Consider the following 19841-nt stretch of genomic DNA (forward strand, 5'->3'; position numbering starts at 1 on the left):
TGAACTGGAGTGGCATTTTTAGGAGGTATGCAGACCGCAGGAGCGACGGGCAACGCTTAATAGTGGTGTGAACCGCCCGGGGAGCAGACGATGTTTGAGGTCTTCCGTGAACCGCAATCTTTACGATCTTCGGATGGGCCGTGTTTGTGAAAAAGCCTTTGAAATTGTTCGTCCATTCCGTGAAACTGTTTGAAATGCAAAGACTTTGTGAGGGGGTATGTAATGCGTATGGAAACGTTCTTTCCCTATCGGCTTGCGATTGTCGCGGAAGCATTTTCCCGGCAACTCGTTGCAGTCTATGGCCATAAATATGGGCTGATGCGAGAAGAATGGCGTTTCTTGTTTCTGCTTGCGGAGGCAGGGTCCATCGATTCGGTGCAGCTAGCCCAGCGCACATCGCTCGACAAGGTGCAGGTCAGCCGCGCCGCCAGTCGGCTTGAGGCAAAAGGTCTGATTGTCCGCGCCGTATCCGAAGAAGACCGGCGTTTGCGGCACTATGCCATCACGAATGCGGGACAGGCCCTGTTTCAACAAGTCTTTGGCGAGGTCGATGCCAGGGCCAATGCCATATTGGGCGCCATGTCCGAGCCGGACAGGCAGGCGCTGGAAACCGGCATTGCCGCGCTGCACAACGCCGTAAGGCAGGTGACTGCGGCAGAATAAGACGAACCCTATCGCGCGGGGTGCGCGCCGGAGAGGCGCGCAAGCCCGTCGAGAAAATGCCCGGCGTCCGGGCCCAGCTCTTTCAGGATCTCCGCCTGAAATTCGTCGGCGATCTTGCCAAGGCGATGCATCAGCGCTTCCCCCTTGGGGGTGAGGGCGAGTACAATCAATCTGCGGTCGATATTGTTATCCGACTTGTGCAGCAGGCCAGCACTTTCCAAACGCGTTGCAGCCCGGCTGACAATCGACTTGTCGAGATTGACGCGGGTGTTGATGTCGCGAATGCTGACTTCGCCGCTACGATAGAGATGCGCCAGCACGCGCCATTCGGGAATGGTCAGCCCTGCCTCGGCGGCGTAGCGTCTTGAAAACCGCTCGCTGATCCGCTGGGCCACGACACTCAGCTGATAGGGCAGGAAACTGTCGAGTTCGAACGCCATGCACGTCTCCTTTTTGCAGGAAAGGAGCAGAGTTTCATTGCAAATACAACGGAAAAACAAGCTCTGCACAAGAAGCGTTGACTTCGTTGCATTCGCAACGTTATTATCGTTGTTAGTGCAACGAATTTGCCGGGAGGAATAATCATGACCATTCAAGCGATCCCGCAGGGCATGGTCCGCGCATCGGTAACGACCGGAACCGTAGAGGGCTATATGCCCGGTTTCGGCAACGACTTTGAAACCGAAGCGCTGCCGGGCGCATTGCCGCAAGGCCAGAATTCACCGCAGAAATGCAATTACGGGCTTTATGCCGAGCAGCTGTCCGGCACCGCTTTCACCGCGCCCCGCGGTCAGAACGAGCGGACCTGGTGCTATCGCATTCGCCCGTCCGTTCATCATACGGGCCGTTTCAAGCTGATCGACGTGCCGTACTGGAAAACTGCGCCCAATCTGCCGGTCGGCGATCCGCAGCGGCGCAATATCACCAGTCTTGGCCAGTATCGCTGGGACCCCATCCCGTTGCCGGGGCCGGACGAAGACCTGACGTGGATCACCGGTATGCGCACCATGACCACGGCGGGCGATGTGAACATCCAGATCGGCATGGCAAGCCATGTCTATCTGATCACCCGCTCGATGGAGGACGAATATTTTTACTCCGCCGACAGTGAATTGCTGATCGTACCGCAGGAAGGACGTCTGCGTTTCTGCACGGAGCTTGGCATCATCGATCTTGAGCCCAAGGAAATCGCCATTATCCCGCGCGGTCTTGTCTATCGCGTCGAGGTGCTTGAGGGACCATGCCGCGGTTTCGTCTGCGAGAATTACGGTCAGAAATTCGATATGCCGGGTCGTGGTCCTATCGGCGCCAACTGCCTTGCCAACCCGCGCGATTTCAAATCGCCGGTTGCAGCCTATGAGGACAAACAGGCGCGCTCGCGTGTTGTCATCAAATGGTGCGGCCAGTTCCACGAGACATGGATCGACCATTCGCCGCTCGATATCGTGGCGTGGCATGGCAATTACTGCGCCTATAAATATGACCTGCGCACCTATTCTCCGGTCGGGGCGATTCTGTTCGACCATCCCGATCCGTCGATCTTCACAGTACTGACAGCACCGTCGGGTCAGGAAGGCACGGCCAATATCGACTTCGTGCTGTTTCGCGAACGCTGGCTGGTGGCGGAACATTCATTCCGCCCGCCATGGTATCACAAGAACATCATGTCCGAGCTTATGGGCAATATTTATGGCGTCTACGATGCCAAGCCGCAGGGCTTCGCGCCGGGCGGCATCAGCCTGCACAATTGCATGTTGCCGCACGGGCCGGACCGCGACGCATTTGAAGGCGCGTCGAATGCGGAACTGCGCCCGGAAAAGCTCGACAATACGATGAGCTTCATGTTCGAGACCCGCTTCCCGCAGCATCTGACGGAATTCGCCGCGCACGAGGCCCCCATGCAGGAAGAATATATCGAGGTCTGGGACCATCTCGAAAAGAAGTTCGACGGCACGCCCGGCGTGAAGTGATGCGCGATGCATCGGGTGCTTCGGTTTCCAATTCCGGGCACTCGAAGACGATGATTTTGAAATGAGGAGATGGACATTGGCTTTGATCCGGTCCTGGGTGGAGAGCGCCAATCATGCAGATTGCCCCTTTCCCCTGAACAATCTGCCCTATGGTGTGTTTTCGGTCGACGGTGATGCACCGCGTTGCGGCGTTGCCATTGGCGATATGATACTCGATCTCGATAAATGCGAAGCGGCGGGCCTCATCGATGCCGATGGCACTTTCGCCCAGCCGCAGCTCAATGGCTTCATGGCGTTGGGCCGCGCCAGATGGGACGAGGTGCGGGTAGCGCTGACGGAGCTTTTGCGTGAAGGCGGCGACACCAGCCTGCCCTTGATGCCAATGGCCGATGCGCGGTTACATCTGCCGATCCGCGTGACGGAATTTACCGATTTCTACGCATCGAAAAATCATGCCTTCAACGTGGGCGTGCTGTTTCGCGGGCCGGAAAACGCTTTGCCGCCGCAATGGACCCATATGCCGATCGGGTATAATGGCCGCGCCTCCTCTGTGGTGGTGACGGGCACGCCGATCCGCCGCCCCATGGGACAGACCAAAGGCGAACAGGGGCCGGTATGGGACCGCTGTAAAAAGCTCGATCTGGAACTGGAGTTGGGCGCTATCGTCGGCATCGACAGCACGATGGGCGAACGCGTTAGCGTCGAGCAGGCGGAGGACATGATCTTCGGCTATGTGCTGCTCAATGACTGGTCCGCCCGCGATATCCAGGCTTGGGAATATCAGCCGCTGGGGCCTTTCCAGTCAAAGGCTCTGGGGACGACCATTGGTGCATGGGTTGTGACGCAGGCCGCACTTGAGCCGTTCCGCAGCGCAGGCCCGGAGCGCGTCAATCCGCTTCTGCCTTATCTGCAGGAAGACCGGCCGGGATTGTACGATCTCGCCATCGGCTGGACCATGAACGGCCAACGCATGGCAGAGACAAATTACAATGTCATGTATTATTCGAGCGCGCAGCAACTGGCGCACCATACCGAAACCGGCTGCCCGATGCGGGTTGGCGATCTGCTTGGTTCCGGCACGATTTCCGGGCCGAGCCTTGAACAGACCGGCGCGCTTCTGGAAATGACGCAGAACGGCAAGAAACCGGTTACGGTGAATGGCGAAAGCCGCACCTTCATCGAGGACGGCGACGAGATTGCCTTGTTTGCGGAAGCGAGAGGCGATGGTTATCGCATCGGTTTTGGACCCTGCGTCGGCCAGATTCTTCCGGCACAGCCATGACGGTGACTTTATATGATTACTGGCGCTCGTCTTCGGCCTATCGCGTTCGTCTCGCGCTGGCCTTGAAGGGGATTGCCTATGATCGGGTGCCGGTAGACCTCACTGCGGGTGCGCAGTTTTCGCCCGAGCATCTGGCGCTGCATCCGCAGGGTCTTGTGCCCGTTTTGAAAATTGACGGGTTGGTGCTGGTGCAGTCGCTGGCGATCATCGAATATCTGGACGAGACGCGGCCAGACCCGGCCCTGCTGCCGCGCGATGCAGCGGGCAGGGCGCATGTCCGCGCATTGGCTGACGCAATCGCCTGCGAAATCCATCCGGTTTCCAACCTTCGGGTCTTGGCGCAGGTCGAAGCGCTCGCGGGCAAGGAAGCCCGCGCAGCGTGGAACAAGGATAATATTGCTCGTGGTCTGGCTGCTTTCGAAAAGCTGCTCGACCATCGGGGTTTTGAAGGTCGCTTCTGCTATGGCGACACGCCGGGCATGGCCGATTGTGTGCTGGTTCCCCAGCTTTACAATGCAAGCCGTTGGGGCGTCGAATGGGAGAACCTTCCGCGAATTGCGGCAGTGGCAAAGGCTTGCGCGGCGCTACCGGCGTTTGAGGATGCGGCTCCGGACCAGTTTCGGCCAGAATAGGCAATTTGCATAGACAGACAGAAAATCCCGGCACAAGTGCCGGGATTTTTTGTTTTCGGCATCAGCTTTTTGCTGCCGTGACATTGATCGTGACGGCAATCGTCTTGGACACCCATTCCGCAGCCGGATCGGAAAACATCCCGAGATTAAGCGCTGCGCGATCAAGCTCGATATTGCCGTCCACGGTGGCGATGTTACCTTCCGGTTTGTAGGTAAAGGGCAGAACGACCGGCACGGCCTTGTTCTTGATCGTCAGGATAGCGTCGGCTTCATAGCGCTCGCCGCCGAGCGAGCGGAAGCTCTTGGTTTCGAAATGCGCTTCTGGAAAGCGCCGGGGATTGAACCATTCCCCATTCTTGAGCGAACTTTCCTGCGTGGCATCGCCGGTTGTGGCCGAGCCGGTATTGACTGTGATCACGGCTTTCGATCCGGCAAGATTGTCGGGATCGAAGCGAATATTGCCGGTCCACTCGCTGAAATGCCCGGCGAAGTCCTTGCCTGCATGGGTGCCGGTGAAGCGGATGGCCGATACAGCCGGATCAATAGCCCAGCTGGTGGCATTGGCGTCTGCCGTTGTGGCTTCTGCGGCTGGGGAGGCCGCCACCGGCGTCGCTTCTGCGACGGTCAGCTGTGCTGGCGGAGGGGTGGTGGGCAGATGCATGGTAAAACCCGCAAGCCCGATCATGACGATGAAGGCGATCCCGAGGCCGCGTGGCAACATCGCCCTTCCGGGAAGCGCCGTGTCCCCATGATCTTTCGCGCGCAGGAAAGGCAGCATCTGGGCCAGCACGCCGTCGCGGTCAATCAGCTGGTGTTTCAGCGCGGCGGCAACATGCAGGACAATGAGAGCGGCACCCCCATAGGCCATATAAGCATGGGCGCCCATGGCACCGAAGGCAACATTGCGCATGCCGTCCATGGCTGGAATTGGTGGAACGTCGAACAGACCGAACCACGAGGTCGATACCATCAGCGGGCGATCCGTGCTGATCGCCCAGCCGGTCGAGACATAGGCCCAGCCGGTCAGTGGAATGGCCAGCAGCAGGGCATAAAAGGCAATGTGGGTTGCGCGCGCCAGCACGCGTTCCCAGTCCTTCATGTCCGATGGCAGTGCCGGAACCGGGTGGGTCAGGCGCCAGATCACGCGAAGCAGGGTCAGGGCCAGAATGGCGAAGCCGATGGATTTATGCAGCTGGAACAGCTGATAGGCGAGCTGCTGCGTGTCCGGTTTGTTGATGGCCCTCACCATCCACCAGCCCATCGGGATCATGGATATGACGAGAATGGCAATCGCCCAATGCAACAGAATGGCAATCGCGCTGTAGCGGGAGGACGTTGAGCGGGGATGAGTGTTCATGGTCATCCTGACGGGTCGGTGCCCAGATGTCGCCATTGCGACACCGGGCAAAAAAACTTCGTGATTGAAATGTCGCAAGCCCACCGGCCCGGCTTGGGAGGAGGCGCAGCCGGTGGGTTTCAGTCAAGCGCGCGTCAGCTCGCTTCCTGAATGAACTCCCCATCGAAACGAATGGTGATTTCCGGGCCGACCGGGCCAAGCGGCTGACCGAATTCGGTGCGGTTGAAAGTGCCTTCAGCGGCAAATCCGACCGCAGGCACGCCTTCATAGGGATGGCTGTCGATTGCGCCTTGGAGCGTCGCCTTCAGTGTGACGGGTTTGGTCACACCCAGAAACGTCAGGTCGCCTGTGACATCAGCCGTTGTTGCGCCGGTCGACGTGACCTTGGTGGACTTGAAGGTGATTGTCGGGTGGGCGTCACTGTTCAGGAAGTTGGGCGAGCGGCTGACATCTTCGTCCCAGGTTGCATAACCGGAAGAGGCATGCGTGGCCTTGTAGTCCGCCGGATAGGCAGTGGCGACGGAAGTGGGATCGATGGTCACTTCGATCGAGGAATTTTCGATTTTGGCCGGGTCGAGCTTCAGCGTAGCCTCAAACTTGTTGAAGCGGGCGGTATAGTTGGAAATCTGGTTATGCTTCAGGGACCACAGCAAGGCTGCATGTGTCGGATCAAGCTTGTAGGTCCCAGCCGGTGCCGTTGCCTCGCTTGCCGCCGATTGGGCGAAGGAAACGCCCGTTGTTGCGCCGAGCATTCCCAGAGCGATGACTGCAGAGAAAATGCGCTGCCCGTTCGTTTTCATAACCAAGAATCCCTTCTGTTTTGATTGACAGGGGGATTATGAAAAATGAGGGCATACACGTTGAAATGAATTAATGTTGAGGAACATCCTCTTGAAATGACTAGCCATCGAAACGGTTCATTTGAATGGTTTCCGGGAGAGCCGATCCGATATTAATATTAGAATATTATTTTATAAAAATCGGCAATACGGTATAATTTTCCGATATTTATAGCCGCCTTTTCTGGGGGAATACGTGCAAAACCACCCTTATCGGATTTAATTTCGCCGACGCGACAGGTCGATTCAGCCGCAGCAAGCGAACCGCATTTAGCCGGCCAATGCGGCGCTCAGCAGCAACGCGCCGGTAAGCGCGATGAAAAGGGCGGCGCAGACCTCGATTGCTGCCTTCAATCGCCCGGACATGGCGTTGCTGCCCGCAAAACGCAGGGCGACATTCTTGGCTGTGACCGCCAGTGTGGCGAGAAAAGCCACGGTGAGAAACGTGCCGAAGGCCATGGCGAAAACGGAGAGTAATCCGCCCAGCATCAGGCCGTTGAGCAGCGCGAAGGTCAGCACGATCAGGGCCCCGGAACAGGGGCGAAGACCGACCGAAAAAATCGCCGACCAGGCCGTTGTCCAGTTGAAGTTGTCGCCAAGTGTCGAGGGATCGGCGATATGGGCATTGCCACAGGCGGCGCAGACATCGCTATCCCCGATGAAGGCGTGGTCCGTCGCAGTCGCCGCCGCTGCGGCTGGCTTGTAGTTGAGCTTGACCGTGCTGCCGCCTGCTGCCGCGCGCGTGGCCTGCGAAATGCTGCCCTGCCATGCCGGGCCGCTTGCCATGGCCGGTTGCGGTGCACTCGCAAAAAGCGGTGCTGCGTTTTTGGGTTTGCGGAACAGAAGCGGCAGCTTGCGGGCCAGAAGCCACAGGCCGAAGAACAGGACCAGCGCGAAGCTGGCAATCTCCATATAGCGCGCCGTCTGGTTCATAGAAATGCCGGTGCCGCGCAGCACGAGCCATGCGAGGCCAACAACGACAATCGCCATAATGGCCTGCAACAGCGACGAGATGAAAGACAGGAAAATGCCGCGCCGCAGCGCTGTTTCATTGGCGATCATATAGGAGGAGATCACCGCCTTGCCGTGGCCGGGACCGGCGGCATGAAATATGCCATAGATGAAGGAAAGAGCGATGAGGATGGACGCCTGCCACGGGTCTTCGCGCATGGCTTTCAGCGCGGTGGTCATGGCCAGATAGAATGCGCGCTGCTGCTCGTTCATCCAGAGAATGATATGCGCGAACGGTCCGGTCGGCGTCATGGCCACTTCATTCGCACCGATGCCAAGCGACGACTGCGCAAGCGCCTGCGCGGCGAGGATCGTCAGACCAAAGGTGAGTATGAGCGTTGCCGTTTTCTTCATCGGCTCGTCTATCCTTTCGCGGCGCAGTCGATTTCAAGGCGGGTGGCGAAAATCTTCGACATGTCGGTGCCCGCCGGATCGTTGAAGAAGGCCTCGGTCAGCGTTGCCTGATTTTGCGCGATGGCCTGATCGGGATCGGGGCGCACGACGGTCGATTTGCAGCCCTGCGGCAAACCCTTCACCACAAGTTCCTTGTCGTCCACATAGTCAATCGCGGTATAGAATGTCGGGTCATAGACGCCGAAACTCACCTTGTGGCCGGGCTGCAGCTTGAGCGGCTTGGCGGGCTTGCTGGTGAAGACGATCAGCAGGCGGTTGTCGGTAAAGGTCGCGGCAAGATCGTTGGGTCTCACCATCGCGACATCCTTGGCATCCTCCTGAACGGTCTGGAAATATTTGAACTCTGCAATGGATTCATTGATGACATGGCCGAGATCGATCAGCTCTTTATGGTCGAGCTTGAGATCGCCATTCTTGTCGAATTCCATCAGCACGGTTGACGAAAACACATCGTCGAAGCGCCAGACATGGGCGAGCTGCTGAACCGTGCCGTCCGGCGCAATGGTGAGTTCCAGACGCGCTTCGGCAAAGACATGCGGGTGGGCAAGCGCCGCCGTCGGCACGAGGCCAGCAGCCAGAAGGGCCGCTGTGGTGGTCCGGGCGAACCGGGCTTTGAACCGCGATGACGAAACCTGCATATAGTCTTTCCGTAAGTACTACCTAATGCTCGAAGCCGAAGACGGCGAAAGTGGGACACATAGCCCAAAACGCCGATAGTTTTATGAAGTCGGGCTTTTCGCGGCTCCGCCTTGCTCCCGTTCCTTGAACCATTGTGTGAGAAAATCCACAAGCGCGCGGATTTTCGCCGGCAGATAGCGCCGATGCGGATAGACCGCATAGATGCCGCCGTCCCGCACGATAAATTCGTCGAGACAGGCGACCAGCCTGCCGCGCTCGATTTCTTCTTCGGCGATGAAGGCGGGCAGCGAACAGAAGCCGAGACCCGCCAGAGCGGCGTTTTTGGTGGCGACCGGGCTGTTGACCTCGATGGGGCCATTGACCGGCACGGTCATCATCGAGCCATCCGTGTTGCGAAAGTGCCAGTTGTTGCGTGAGCGGGCATTGGTGTCGATGATGCAGGGCCTGTCGGTCAGGTCTTCCGGTCGTTCGGGCTTGCCGACGCGGGCGATCAGCGCCGGTGCACCGCACAGGATGGAATGGAAGGGCGAAAGCCTCTTCGCGATGAGGGAAGAATCCTGCAAGCGCGTGATGCGGATCGCGAGGTCGAAACCTTCCTCGACCAGATCGACAAAGCGGTCGTCCAGCCGCACGTCGAGCACGATTTCAGGATGCGCAAGGCAGAAATCGATCAGCGACTGGCCGATCACCGCATCGGCAAAGGTGCGTGGCGCGGACAGTTTTATGCGCCCGCGCGCATCGGAACTGGTTTCACTGACGGCATCCTGAAGCGCGTCGATTTCGCGGATGATTTCCACGGCCCGGTGGTAATAGGTGTGCCCCGCCTCGGTCAGCGAAAACTGGCGCGTGGTGCGGTTGAGAAGGCGCGCACCCAGCTCGTCTTCCAGCTCGCGCACATATTTGGACAAAAGGGCTTTGGAGCGCCCGATTTTTCGCGCTGCGGCAGAAAACCCTTCCGCCTCCACCACGTCGATAAAGGCGCGCATACGTGTCAGCGTGTCCATCTGTTTTAGCCCCGCGTTTCAAGAATGGTTTTGCCAAGCGCGATCAGCGCCCGGTCGCTGCCACGTGGCCCGATGAGAGATATGCCGAAGGGCGCGCCGTGCACTTCGCCCAGCGGCCCAAGTGGTAATGTGATTTGCGGCAGACCCGAAAGCACCGAAAGACAAAGCAAGCGCAATGCCTGTTCACGATAGGCCTGCAAGGCCTCGAAAGGTTCGTTTGCGAGCGGTGCCGCTCCGGGGACCGTGGGCAAAGCAAGCACGGCATGATCGCCGATGATCGCCTCAAGCTCCTGCGTGAAACGCGCGCGCCTCGTCCGCTGTTGGGCCACGATCTCGGGCGTCATCTGCGATCCATAGGTAAAGCGATCAACGACACCCGGGCCGAGCTGGCGTTCGCCGGAGGATATCCATGCGCCGTGGCTTGCCCAAGCTTCGGCGCCCTGTATCTGCCGGAAGGCGAGATAAAGTTCGTCGATGGACAGGGTTGGCTGACTCGCCGCCTTCAGGCCCGAAAAATGCGGGCGAATTGCCCCGAACATGGCGCGATAGGCGTCGGTTTCCGCCTGTCCGAGCAGAAGCTGCTCCAGAACCGGCATATAGAGAAGCTGGGTCAGCTGAAACGACTGTTCGTCTCCACCCAGCAGGACCGCGCCCACCTTTTCATAAAGCGAGACGTCGCGTGCAAACCAGCCGATCGTATCGAGTGACGGTGCGAGCGGCATGATGCCTTCAAGCGGGATGCGGCCGTGGGTGGTGCGCAGGCCAACAAGGCCACAGAAACTGGCAGGCGCGCGGATCGACCCGCCCGTATCGGAGCCGAGCGCAATATCGGCGATCCCGCCTGCGACTGCCGCCGCGGAGCCCGACGACGACCCGCCCGTCACGCGGTCCGGCGCGGCAGGATTGATGGGATGGGGATAATGCGAATTCTGCCCCATCAGCGAAAAGGCAAGCTCGTCCGTCTGGGCCTTGCCGATGACTTCGGCACCAGCGCCAAGCAGCTTTTCGACCACGGGAGCGGATTTTTGAGCGGGGGGTGATTCGACCAGAATCTGCGGATTGCCGCATCCGGTGACCATTCCAGCCAGATCATATATGTCCTTGACCGCCAGCCGCTCGCCGAAAAGCGGTCCATTTTCCGCGTGGGGAAGGGGATTTTCGGGCTTCGCGATGATCGCATTGAAAGGATCGAAGGTGGTCATTGTTCACCATTAGGGGCAGGAATCTGCCTGTATTTTGAATAGAAAGTGAAGATTTCCGATGGAATGTTTCACTCTTGCTGAACAATGGCAAGCGCGCTTTGCCTCCAAAACGGTCGAAAAATAAATTCATTTCGACAAAGATTTGTCATTGAATGGTCACGGCTTTGCGCTTATATCGCCCTTGCCCAAAGTCGCACGTGCCTGTGGGTGTCCGCCGATCCTCGAATGGTGAGGAATTCGGTACGGTACCTGGACCTAACCGCTCCAGTCGATCTGTTGGCCAACCGCCAGATCGAGGACATCTTGAAGCAACGACGGTGCGGGCCTTTCTGGTGTCTTTCGGCTGTCCAAAAGCCGAAATTACTGAAGAGGCACACCTTCATTGCCGGTAGTGCGGATGCGGTTCTCCAATTCCAATCCAAGGCAGACAAAGCGGAATAACGCGGATCTAGCGTTGTTCCAACGCCGCATGCTCTTTCGTGTGATATCAGCGCCTCCAAAGGCTGACTTCGCGGCGAGGGTCTCATGCACCTTTGTCTCTTAGAGAATTTCCTGCCCCTTGGGGGTGGGGCGATGCTCTAAGTATTTGTTTTTATGCGCATTTGTCAGAAAAGGCAGCAACTTTTCGCGATTGCGCACCAAAAACGGCCCGGTTAGGGTCGCCGCAGGAGAACGACCATGGCTACACAGCGCATTATTGATTTCCTCAACACCCGTCGCCCGGACGGTCCCTGCCTCGTCGTCGACACCGATGTTGTCCGCGAGAACTATCAGAGCTTTGAGAAGGCATTGCCCTATTCCCGCATTTTCTATGCGGTGAAGGCCAATCCTGCGCCGGAAATCCTGCGCCTGCTCGCTTCGCTCGGTTCCTGCTTCGATACCGCTTCGGTTGCCGAGATTGAAATGGCGCTGGAAGCCGGCGCAACACCGAACCGTATTTCCTACGGCAACACCATCAAGAAGGAGCGCGATATTGCGCGCGCTTTCGAGCTGGGCATCCGTCTCTACGCGGTCGATTGCGTGGAGGAAGTCGAGAAGGTTGCGCGCGCCGCTCCCGGCAGCCGCGTGTTCTGCCGCGTTCTGACCGACGGTGAAGGCGCCGAATGGCCGCTGTCGCGGAAGTTCGGCTGCGTGCCTGCAATGGCCGTGGACGTGCTGCGTCATGCCAAGGTGTTCGGTCTCGACGCTTATGGCGTGTCGTTCCATGTCGGCTCGCAGCAGACGGACCTTTCCGCCTGGGACCGCGCGCTTGGCGATGCGGCATCGGTGTTCCGCACCCTTGCCGATGAAGGCATCGTGTTGCGCATGGTCAATATGGGCGGCGGTTTCCCGACCCGTTACCTCAAGGACGTGCCGACCGCTCAGGCTTACGGCATGGCGATCTTCGACGCGCTGTCCAAGCATTTCGGCAACCGCATCCCGGAAACCATCATCGAACCGGGCCGCGGCATGGTCGGCAATGCAGGCGTGATCAAGACCGAAGTGGTTCTGGTCTCCCGCAAGGCGGACAACGACAATGTGCGCTGGGTCTATCTCGACATTGGCAAGTTTGGCGGTCTCGCCGAAACCATGGACGAGGCGATCCGCTATCAGATCGTGACCCCGCATGACGGTAGCGAAACCGAGCCTTGCGTACTGGCTGGCCCGACCTGCGACAGTGCGGATGTTCTTTACGAAAAGACGCCGTATCCGCTGCCGGTCTCGCTGACCATCGGTGACGAAATCCTCATCGAAGGCACGGGTGCTTACACCACCACCTATTCGGCGGTGGCGTTCAACGGCTTCGAACCGCTCCGATCCTACGTCATCTGATCTTTCAGGTTTAACCCTGAGGATCCTCTCAATCTGTCTGGTGCCGCAAGGCACTAGACAGGGTGTGCTGCTGCCGCTTTGCGGGGATAGATGTGATGAATGCAATTCACGATTTTCAGGACAATGATGCCGCTGGCTTCGTGCCGGGCTTTGCCCCCGTTGCTGCGCCTGCTTTTGCGATAGCGGGCGAGACGGTAGAGCATGTGCTGGCGCGCGAGGCGCTGCTCGACCGTGCCATGGGCGAAGGTCGCCGCAGAAAGTCTTCGGAAAAGCTGCGTCGCGGTCGTCTTCCCGCCGCAGGGCTGGCCTTTGCTGCCGAGAGCGCCGATGGCGCTCTCGCTGGCACCGTTCGCCTGTGGAATGTGCAGGCTGGCATCGACGCCTTCGGCTTTCCGGTTGCCGCGCTGCTGCTTGGGCCGCTGGCTGTGGATCCGTTGGCTGCCGGTTGCGGCCTGGGTTCGGCCCTGATGCGTCATGCGATTGCCGAAGCAAGCACGCTTGGCCATGGCGCGATCCTGCTGGTGGGGGATCCGGAATATTACGAGCGTTTCGGCTTCACGGCAGAAAAGACCGGCGAACTGGCCATGCCCGGCCCTTATGAAAAGCGTCGTTTTCTGGCGCTTGAACTGAAGCCCGGCCACCTCGACGGTGCCCACGGCGTTCTGCGGGCAAGTGGCCGCAAGGTGCCGCGCGCCGCCTGAGACTATCTTGAAAGCCGCAGCAGCCGTCCGAAATTGCGGACGGCTGTGATGGCAAACCCCGCCAGAAGACCGGCGATCAATCCTGCAATCACCACCAGCTTGCGCGATTTTCCCGAAGGATCGAGCGGCGGACGCGCTTCCGAAAGCACACGGATATTGACCGTGTTGAGGCCTTCCTGTTCGCCGGTTTCGCGCGAGCGCAGGAGGAAGGCTTCATAGACGGAGCGGCGCGCTGCCGCTTCCCGCTCCAGTTCGCGCAGCTTGACCAGATCGCCATTATTGTTGGCCTGTTGGGCTTTCAATTGCGCCAGACGAGCCGACAATTCCTTCTCCTGCTGAACCGAACGTTGCACCTCGACCTGAAGCGAGGAACGCACGCGGCGCAGTTCGGCGTCGATATCGCCGAGGATTGCGCCTGCCTGCGATTGCGCCTGTATCAATTGCGGATGGCGGGGCCCCAATTGCGAGGACATGCCGTTGGCCGCCTGTCTTGCCTGCGCATATTGCGCGCGCAAAGTGGTCAGTGTGTTGGAACGCAACTCTTCCGGCAATGTACCGGCCACCACATTGTCCGATGTGGCGCTGTTCATCACCTGCGTGCGGGCCTGCAACCGCATCGTTTCGGCGCGCTGGTTGGAAAGCTGCTGGTTGAGGTAGCTCAAATCGCTATCGCTGATCAGTTTGCCGTCAACATCCACGAGATCATGCGCGGCGCGGAAATCGGCTGCTGCCGTTTCCGCCTGCTCGACGCTTGCGCGCAGGCTGGCCAGCCGGGTGGATAATTCTTCCGATGTGCGGCGCGTTGCGTCGGATTGCATCGAGGCAAGCTCGTTCTGAAACACCGTGCTGATCGTATTGGCCAGTGAGGCCGATTTTTGCGCATCGCGGGTTTTGACCGAAATCGAATAGATGAAGGTCTTGGCATCGCGAGCGATGGTCATCGCCTTGTAGAGATTGTAGAGAACCCGCGTTTCCAGCGCCTGACCGTCGCTTGTCTTCTTAGTGGACAGCATGTCGCGGATCTGCGCGAAGAAACCGGCCACACCGGTTGGCACCAGCGTCCCGTTAAATTCCGGGTCTTCAGTAAGCTTGGTCTGGTCGATCACCTTCAAAAGCACGCTGCTGGAACCGATGATACGCGCCTGGCTTTCCGCCACCGCCAGCGAGGCGTCGGTGGGCAGCTGGCCGGGGGTCAGTTCGGTGCCCACCGTTTTGATGTTGCGTGGATCGACCAGAACATCGGTCGTCGCCACATACATGGTCGGCATGGAAAGTGCGATCAGCACACCGGCAATGCCGCCGAGAACGGTGGTGACAAGCAGTAGCTTGCGCGATCCCTTGATGACGTCGATTGCCGCATAAGGGTCGATCAGCGGACGCCAGCCATCGCCGGAATCACCGTTTCCGGCCTGTGGGGCGGGTTGCGTGGTGGCGGGTGGGGTCGCGGCCCCCGGTTCGTGATGGTTTGTTTCATCAGCAAGCGGCGGCTCGCTTTCGCGCGCGACCCGCTTGCGCCGCTGGCGCTCGACCAGCTTGCGGTCAAGCTCGGTCTCGATGGCCGCAAGCCGTTCCTGCAAGGCTTCGAGTTCTTCCTCGGTCAGCCGCTCCGGGTTGAGATCGTGCGTACGAGTGAAATCCTCGCGCTCCTCTTTCGAAGCGGGGGAGTCCACGGGGGTGTTTGGGGAGGTGCCTGGGGTGGCGTCGGAGCGTTCGATGTCCGGCTTACGGCAGCTGGCGCGTCGGAGAATGAGAGAAGGGGTTTCCCGCTCCCCTCTTTATGACGCTTATCATCGCTGCTCATTGCCTGAAATATCCGAACTCTGAAAACCCGTTTGGGTTGAGACTGTAAGTGCCTACGGGAAAAAATTGGTTAATGTTATTGCAATTCTCCCGATGGAAAATGCAACCGGTTAACCATTCAATATCGTATGCCGGGTTTTGCGCTGGCTTTTCGCTTCGGCCCGTGAAACATGCGAGATCATGAGCGATGCGACGAAGACAAAGGTTCGTTGGTGATAGCGAAAGCATTTCAAAAAATGGATCGCCTGAAATCTGGTCTCAAGTCCGGCCTGTTCAGGGATTATCTGTCGCTCGTCTCTGGTTCGGTCGGGCGGCTCGTGGTTTCGCTGGTCTATTTCATCGCGCTTGCCAATACCCTGCCAACCGGCGATTTCGGCATTTTCGCAACCGCATCGGGCACGGGCGTCATGCTGTCCCGCATTGTGTCGTTAGGCTTTACCTCGCCGCTTTATCGCATCGCCACCGTCAAGCCGCATCTTCTCGGTACCTATAGCGCGGGTTATCTCATGGCGGTGGTGGGATCGCTGCCGCTTTTCGCGCTCTGCTCCTGGCTCGTCTATCTGGTCTTCTTCAGCCGGGATATCACGTTTTTGCCTTTCGCCATTATCATCGCGGCGGAAGCCCTGTTCTGGCGGTCGGCGGAAGTCATCATCATCGTCAATAACGGCCTCAACCGTTTCGGCATTTCGGCAAGCCTCGTCATTTTCGGCACGGTCACGCGCGCGGTTGCGGCGGTGCTGTTCACCTGGATGGCGACGGTGCATGACGTCGCCCACTGGGCATGGTGGTATCTTGCGGCCAATGCCGCGGCGCTTGCCGTGTCGATCTGCTTCTATCCGCGACGGAAAATTCGTTTCCGGCCAAAACTCTATATGCGCCGCATCGCGGATTCGGTTGCGGTCGCCGGGGCGGAACTGCTTTTCTATGTGCAAAGCGAGCTGGACAAGTTGCTGGTGCTGAGTGTTGGCGGGCCGCAAATAGCCGGGCTTTATGCCATTGTCATGCGGCTGGTCGATCTGACGGCGCTGCCGGTACGCTCCTTCAACATGATGCTGGTGCAAAAGCTGATGCGCAAGCCCGACATGCTGTCGAGCCTGCGTCTGCGCGCCGGGCTGGAAGCGTCGGTGTTTGCCGTCTCAACGGGCGGGCTTGCGGTACTTGCGATCTTCCTCTGGGTGTTTCCCAATGCGCTCGGCGCCAATGTCGCGGCCATTGTCAGCCTGCTGCCGCTGGTTCTGCTGGTGCCGGGGTTCCGCAATCTGATCGAATACCAGACCGAGCTTCTCTATGCGCGCGGCCAGTCGGGCCTGCGGACGCTCAGCCTCGTTATCATGACGGCTGCCAAGGCTTTGTTTGTCTGGCTTCTGCTCAGGCATGCCGCTGGCGGCAATGACTGGATTGCGGGCCTCAATCTTGTCTTCGGCGCGCTTTATATCCTGTCGCTGGTCTTCACCTATACGAGCCTGAAGCTCCCAGCCAAACGAATTTAAGGTCAGCCGCTGGTGATGCGGCGAATATCGTCGGCTGAAAGCCCCAGAAACGACTGCATGCAAATGGCAACCTGATAGGGTTCCATTTCGGTGATGAAGGCGCGGAATTCCGCTTCGGTCGGCGGCGGCTCGAACCACATCACCCGGCACAGATCATGCGTGTCGGTAAAGTGACCGGAACCGTTCAGCACATCTTCCACATAGCGGCCATAGATGAAACATTCCGAGAAACGGCGGTTCATCCCGATGCCCGCCACCCAGTGGCGTCCGGTCTGCTGTTCGATGCGCTCGCACATGGAAAGCATCGTGTCGCGCCGCCATGCGATCAGCTGGCCGACATAATCATTGAGCGAGGTTTTCGTCTCGGGAATGCCGAGAATTTTTGCCGCATTGGCCGACCAGAACGGATGCTCCGTCCATTTCGGATCGGCCAGCGCATTGGGGCGCACGAAGAGGCGCAGCCGCTCGCCATGCCACAGGCTGTTGCAATCGAATGGATGCAGGAAAACCGTATCGGAATCCATGTAGAGAAAGCTGTCTTCCTCCAGCAATTGCGCCACCGCGATGCGGCGCAATTGCTGCACATGCCAGCCGCGCAGCGGTTTTGTTTTGGGCGACAGCCAGATACGGCGCTTGCCGAACGATGTCGGATCGGGAAACACGCGCAGCCAGGACGGCAGTAACTCGCGCTCGTCGATAATGATGCGGCGCGGCCCGGCCAGCTGCCGGAAAAGCGGGACATCGCGCGGTTCGACAAGGATATAGTGATTGGTGAAGCCGCTGACATGACGGTCCACGGTCTCGCACAGCAATTTGCAACGCTCGAAATCCTTGTGGTAGCTTGCCGTTACCAGTGCCGTTTTCATCGCTTGTCCTGTCTGAAATATCCCGAAACTGCATGCTGCACGACCCGCCACAGGAAAAGCGGATTGCCGACGAGATAGCGCCCGGCCAGCCGGCCCGGCTCACGCATCAGCCGGTAGGCCCATTCGAGGCGCATGTCGCGCACCCATTGCGGCGCGCGTTCGGTGGCGCCTGCCTGAAAATCGAACAAGGCGCCAACCGCGCAGGCCATGGTGCAATGCGCTGCCGTGATATGGGTTCGGATGAACAATTCCTGCAAGGGCACCCCCATAGCGACCAGCACGATGTCCGGGCGATATTCCGCCAGCCGGTCGAGGATGGCGGTCATCTGGTGGCTTCCGAAAAACCCGTCCGCAAAGACCCGATAGTCGTGCTGCGGCGCGCGGGCGCGAAAAGCTTCGGCAGCCTGTTCGGGGATGCCGGGCCGCCCGCCGATCAGCCCGATGCGCAGGGGCCGCTTGATATGGCCGAGAAGGCGCGGCACGAAATCCGTTCCGTTGAGATTGGCGGGAAATTTCTGCCCATAGGCGATCTTGCTTGCAATATCGACGCCGACCCCATCCGGCAGCACGAGAAAACTCTGCAAGGCCTGCCTATAGGTCGCATCCGCATGGGCAACATTGGCGCAATGGGCATTGAGCCATGCCACGCGCAGGAATTGTCCGTCTTCGAGCGCCTTGTCGAAAAAGTCGAGCGCTTGGTCCCAGTTGAAACCGGTGACCTTGATGCCGAGAATATTGCGGGCGTGAACGGGGCTTGGTTCCGGCATCATTGCGCTCCGTCCGCACGCTTTGACGCGAGACGGAGCGCATCCAGCCCGCGTGAAAGCGCCTGATCCATGCCGTCGATCTGCGAGCGGGTAAACGCCTTGCCGTCGAGCATCTGACGGTCACCTGCGCGGGCTTTGGCAATGCGCGTCTGGATCGCCGCTGCAAATGCCGCTGGCGTGTCGGCAAGGGTGCAGTTTTCAGGAATGCGGGCGATGCCGCGCACAGAATGCGCGGTGGCGACGCTTGGCATGCCAAGCTCGAAGGTTTCGATGGTCTTGAGCTGAACGCCCGTGCCTGCGCGGCTGATCAGTGGCACGACGGCGCAGCTTTCAACGAAGGCGGTAGCGTCCGGTACTTTGCCGACGAAATTCACGCCCGGCCATGCGGCAATCAGATCAGCTGGCGTGCTGCCGGCGATCGCGATGGATATATTTGCGGGCAGCAAAGGCCTCACTTCTTTGAGGAACCATTCAAGGCCAATCCGGTTCGGGTGCCATGTCCAGGTGCCGATCAAGGCGAGGTCATAGGCGATATCGCGTTTGGCCGATACGCGCCCGGCTGGCATGACCAGCGGGAAGGTCGCGGCTTTTGTCTGCGACAGGCCCAACGCTGGCGCATCATCCTCGGCAAAGGTGAAGACGAAATCTGCATTGTCGCAGAGCCGCTTTTCCAGCCGCTTGAGAATGCGGGCTTCGCGGGCGAACAGAAGTTTCTGGATGATGCCCTTGGCGTCTTCGGCGTTTTCGCGCGCTGAGCGGTGTTCCACATTATGGGCGACAAAAAGCGATGGCTTGTCGCGAAATACCGTTTCGAACGCGCCCGGCAGGGCAACACCATTCAGCACATAGGCGTCGAAATCGCCGCAAGCTACGATGGCGTCATGAAATTTCATCGGGGAAATGACGCGCAGCTTGGCGGAGGAAACCGTCAGCCCGGTCAGGAAGGATTTGACCACCCAGCCGATTTTCTGCGCCGCACTTGCGCCTTCGGTGCGCACTTCCACTTCGCCCAGCACGACGACATCACGGTCGGTTGCAGCCTTGCGCCCGGGCCATGTGAAGCCGATGACCGTGACCTGTGCACCCGCCCGGCGCAGCCCGTTGATGACAGCGGCATTGGCGACTTCATATCCAGTCGAAGCATCTTCGTGGGGTACGAGGGATGTCACGAAGACAAGACGCAACGGTTGCAATTCGACTCCTGCGGATATGCCGTATTTCTTATTCCCCGATTCATAGCCGCGCGGTGTAAATGATCCTTAAACGCTCGGCTGGTAATAAGGGCTTGAAAACAATTTGTTGAATCGGATGGAGCGCTGTTTTTCAGTACAACCGCACCGATTGAAGAATTGATGTGGCATAGAGAAGTTTACGTGTCAAAAATAGGGCATT

General features: G+C 59.0%; 18 protein-coding genes. 7 read left to right on the forward strand and 11 right to left on the reverse strand.

What is annotated here, in order from left to right; genetic code table 11:
- The first annotated feature begins 222 nt into the window (after window positions 1-222).
- Window positions 223-663 (forward strand): MarR family winged helix-turn-helix transcriptional regulator, encoded by a 441-nt coding sequence (locus QLQ11_RS12310; RefSeq protein ID WP_109367761.1) that lies wholly within the window; start codon window positions 223-225, stop codon window positions 661-663.
- Window positions 664-671: 8 nt separating this feature from the next.
- Here QLQ11_RS12310 and QLQ11_RS12315 read toward each other — a convergent pair whose 3' ends face one another.
- Window positions 672-1103 carry a MarR family winged helix-turn-helix transcriptional regulator gene (locus QLQ11_RS12315; RefSeq protein WP_109367760.1) on the reverse strand — a complete coding sequence of 144 codons (432 nt, stop codon included), beginning with the start codon at window positions 1101-1103 and terminating at the stop codon, window positions 672-674.
- 144 nt (window positions 1104-1247) lie between these two features.
- Between QLQ11_RS12315 and hmgA the strand changes: the two genes are divergently transcribed.
- The 3 genes from hmgA to maiA all read left to right on the forward strand — a co-directional run bounded on the left by hmgA (window position 1248) and on the right by maiA (window position 4547).
- Window positions 1248-2633 (forward strand): homogentisate 1,2-dioxygenase, encoded by a 1386-nt coding sequence (gene hmgA / locus QLQ11_RS12320; protein ID WP_109367759.1) that lies wholly within the window; start codon window positions 1248-1250, stop codon window positions 2631-2633.
- Window positions 2634-2694: 61 nt separating this feature from the next.
- Window positions 2695-3915 (forward strand): fumarylacetoacetase, encoded by a 1221-nt coding sequence (fahA, locus tag QLQ11_RS12325; RefSeq protein WP_109367758.1) that lies wholly within the window; start codon window positions 2695-2697, stop codon window positions 3913-3915.
- The gene (gene maiA / locus QLQ11_RS12330) at window positions 3912-4547 is read left to right on the forward strand and encodes a maleylacetoacetate isomerase (RefSeq protein ID WP_109367757.1); all 636 of its coding nucleotides are present in this window, start codon (window positions 3912-3914) and stop codon (window positions 4545-4547) included. The genes fahA and maiA overlap by 4 nt, the downstream gene beginning before the upstream one ends.
- Window positions 4548-4608: 61 nt before the next feature.
- Here maiA and QLQ11_RS12335 read toward each other — a convergent pair whose 3' ends face one another.
- From QLQ11_RS12335 to QLQ11_RS12360, 6 genes are all read right to left on the reverse strand, one after another.
- Complete coding sequence (locus QLQ11_RS12335; RefSeq protein WP_235859031.1) at window positions 4609-5904, reverse strand: cytochrome b/b6 domain-containing protein; 1296 nt, start codon at window positions 5902-5904, stop codon at window positions 4609-4611.
- Window positions 5905-6038: 134 nt separating this feature from the next.
- A complete protein-coding gene (locus QLQ11_RS12340) occupies window positions 6039-6704 on the reverse strand; it encodes a YceI family protein (protein WP_109367755.1) in 666 nt (221 codons plus the stop codon).
- Window positions 6705-7013: 309 nt separating this feature from the next.
- Window positions 7014-8108, reverse strand: a complete 1095-nt coding sequence (locus tag QLQ11_RS12345; protein ID WP_109367754.1) for a nickel/cobalt transporter — start codon at window positions 8106-8108, stop codon at window positions 7014-7016.
- 8 nt (window positions 8109-8116) lie between these two features.
- Entirely contained in the window at window positions 8117-8806 is a 690-nt protein-coding gene (locus QLQ11_RS12350) for a DUF1007 family protein (RefSeq protein ID WP_121539235.1), read from the reverse strand.
- An 81-nt stretch (window positions 8807-8887) separates the two neighbouring features.
- The gene (locus QLQ11_RS12355; RefSeq protein WP_109367752.1) at window positions 8888-9811 is read right to left on the reverse strand and encodes a LysR family transcriptional regulator; all 924 of its coding nucleotides are present in this window, start codon (window positions 9809-9811) and stop codon (window positions 8888-8890) included.
- A 5-nt stretch (window positions 9812-9816) separates the two neighbouring features.
- Window positions 9817-11013 (reverse strand): amidase, encoded by a 1197-nt coding sequence (locus tag QLQ11_RS12360; RefSeq protein WP_121539236.1) that lies wholly within the window; start codon window positions 11011-11013, stop codon window positions 9817-9819.
- Window positions 11014-11691: 678 nt separating this feature from the next.
- On the opposite strand from QLQ11_RS12360, the gene odc2 reads away from it, so the two are divergent.
- Complete coding sequence (odc2, locus tag QLQ11_RS12365; RefSeq protein ID WP_109367749.1) at window positions 11692-12825, forward strand: ornithine/lysine decarboxylase; 1134 nt, start codon at window positions 11692-11694, stop codon at window positions 12823-12825.
- A 95-nt stretch (window positions 12826-12920) separates the two neighbouring features.
- Window positions 12921-13526: a GNAT family N-acetyltransferase gene (locus tag QLQ11_RS12370; RefSeq protein ID WP_109367748.1), complete on the forward strand. Its 606-nt coding sequence runs from the start codon at window positions 12921-12923 to the stop codon at window positions 13524-13526.
- Window positions 13527-13528: 2 nt separating this feature from the next.
- On the opposite strand, the gene QLQ11_RS12375 is transcribed toward QLQ11_RS12370, so the two are convergent.
- On the reverse strand, window positions 13529-15196 hold the full coding sequence (locus QLQ11_RS12375) for a GumC family protein (protein WP_371835985.1): 1668 nt from the start codon (window positions 15194-15196) through the stop codon (window positions 13529-13531).
- Between the two features lie 342 nt (window positions 15197-15538).
- Between QLQ11_RS12375 and QLQ11_RS12380 the strand changes: the two genes are divergently transcribed.
- A complete protein-coding gene (locus tag QLQ11_RS12380) occupies window positions 15539-16816 on the forward strand; it encodes a lipopolysaccharide biosynthesis protein (protein WP_109368026.1) in 1278 nt (425 codons plus the stop codon).
- A 2-nt stretch (window positions 16817-16818) separates the two neighbouring features.
- Here the strand turns inward: QLQ11_RS12380 and QLQ11_RS12385 are convergent, their stop codons facing one another.
- Genes QLQ11_RS12385 through QLQ11_RS12395 form a run of 3 tightly spaced genes read right to left on the reverse strand, consistent with a single transcriptional unit; the run spans window position 16819 to window position 19642 of the window.
- Window positions 16819-17682 carry a DUF6492 family protein gene (locus QLQ11_RS12385; protein ID WP_109367746.1) on the reverse strand — a complete coding sequence of 288 codons (864 nt, stop codon included), beginning with the start codon at window positions 17680-17682 and terminating at the stop codon, window positions 16819-16821.
- Complete coding sequence (locus QLQ11_RS12390) at window positions 17679-18449, reverse strand: WecB/TagA/CpsF family glycosyltransferase (protein ID WP_109367745.1); 771 nt, start codon at window positions 18447-18449, stop codon at window positions 17679-17681. The genes QLQ11_RS12385 and QLQ11_RS12390 overlap by 4 nt, the downstream gene beginning before the upstream one ends.
- Window positions 18449-19642 (reverse strand): glycosyltransferase family 4 protein, encoded by a 1194-nt coding sequence (locus QLQ11_RS12395; RefSeq protein ID WP_109367744.1) that lies wholly within the window; start codon window positions 19640-19642, stop codon window positions 18449-18451. Before QLQ11_RS12395 ends, QLQ11_RS12390 begins: the two co-directional genes overlap by 1 nt.
- Window positions 19643-19841: the final 199 nt, after the last annotated feature.

Source organism: Ochrobactrum sp. SSR (assembly GCF_030067775.1).
Lineage (GTDB): Bacteria > Pseudomonadota > Alphaproteobacteria > Rhizobiales > Rhizobiaceae > Brucella > Brucella teleogrylli.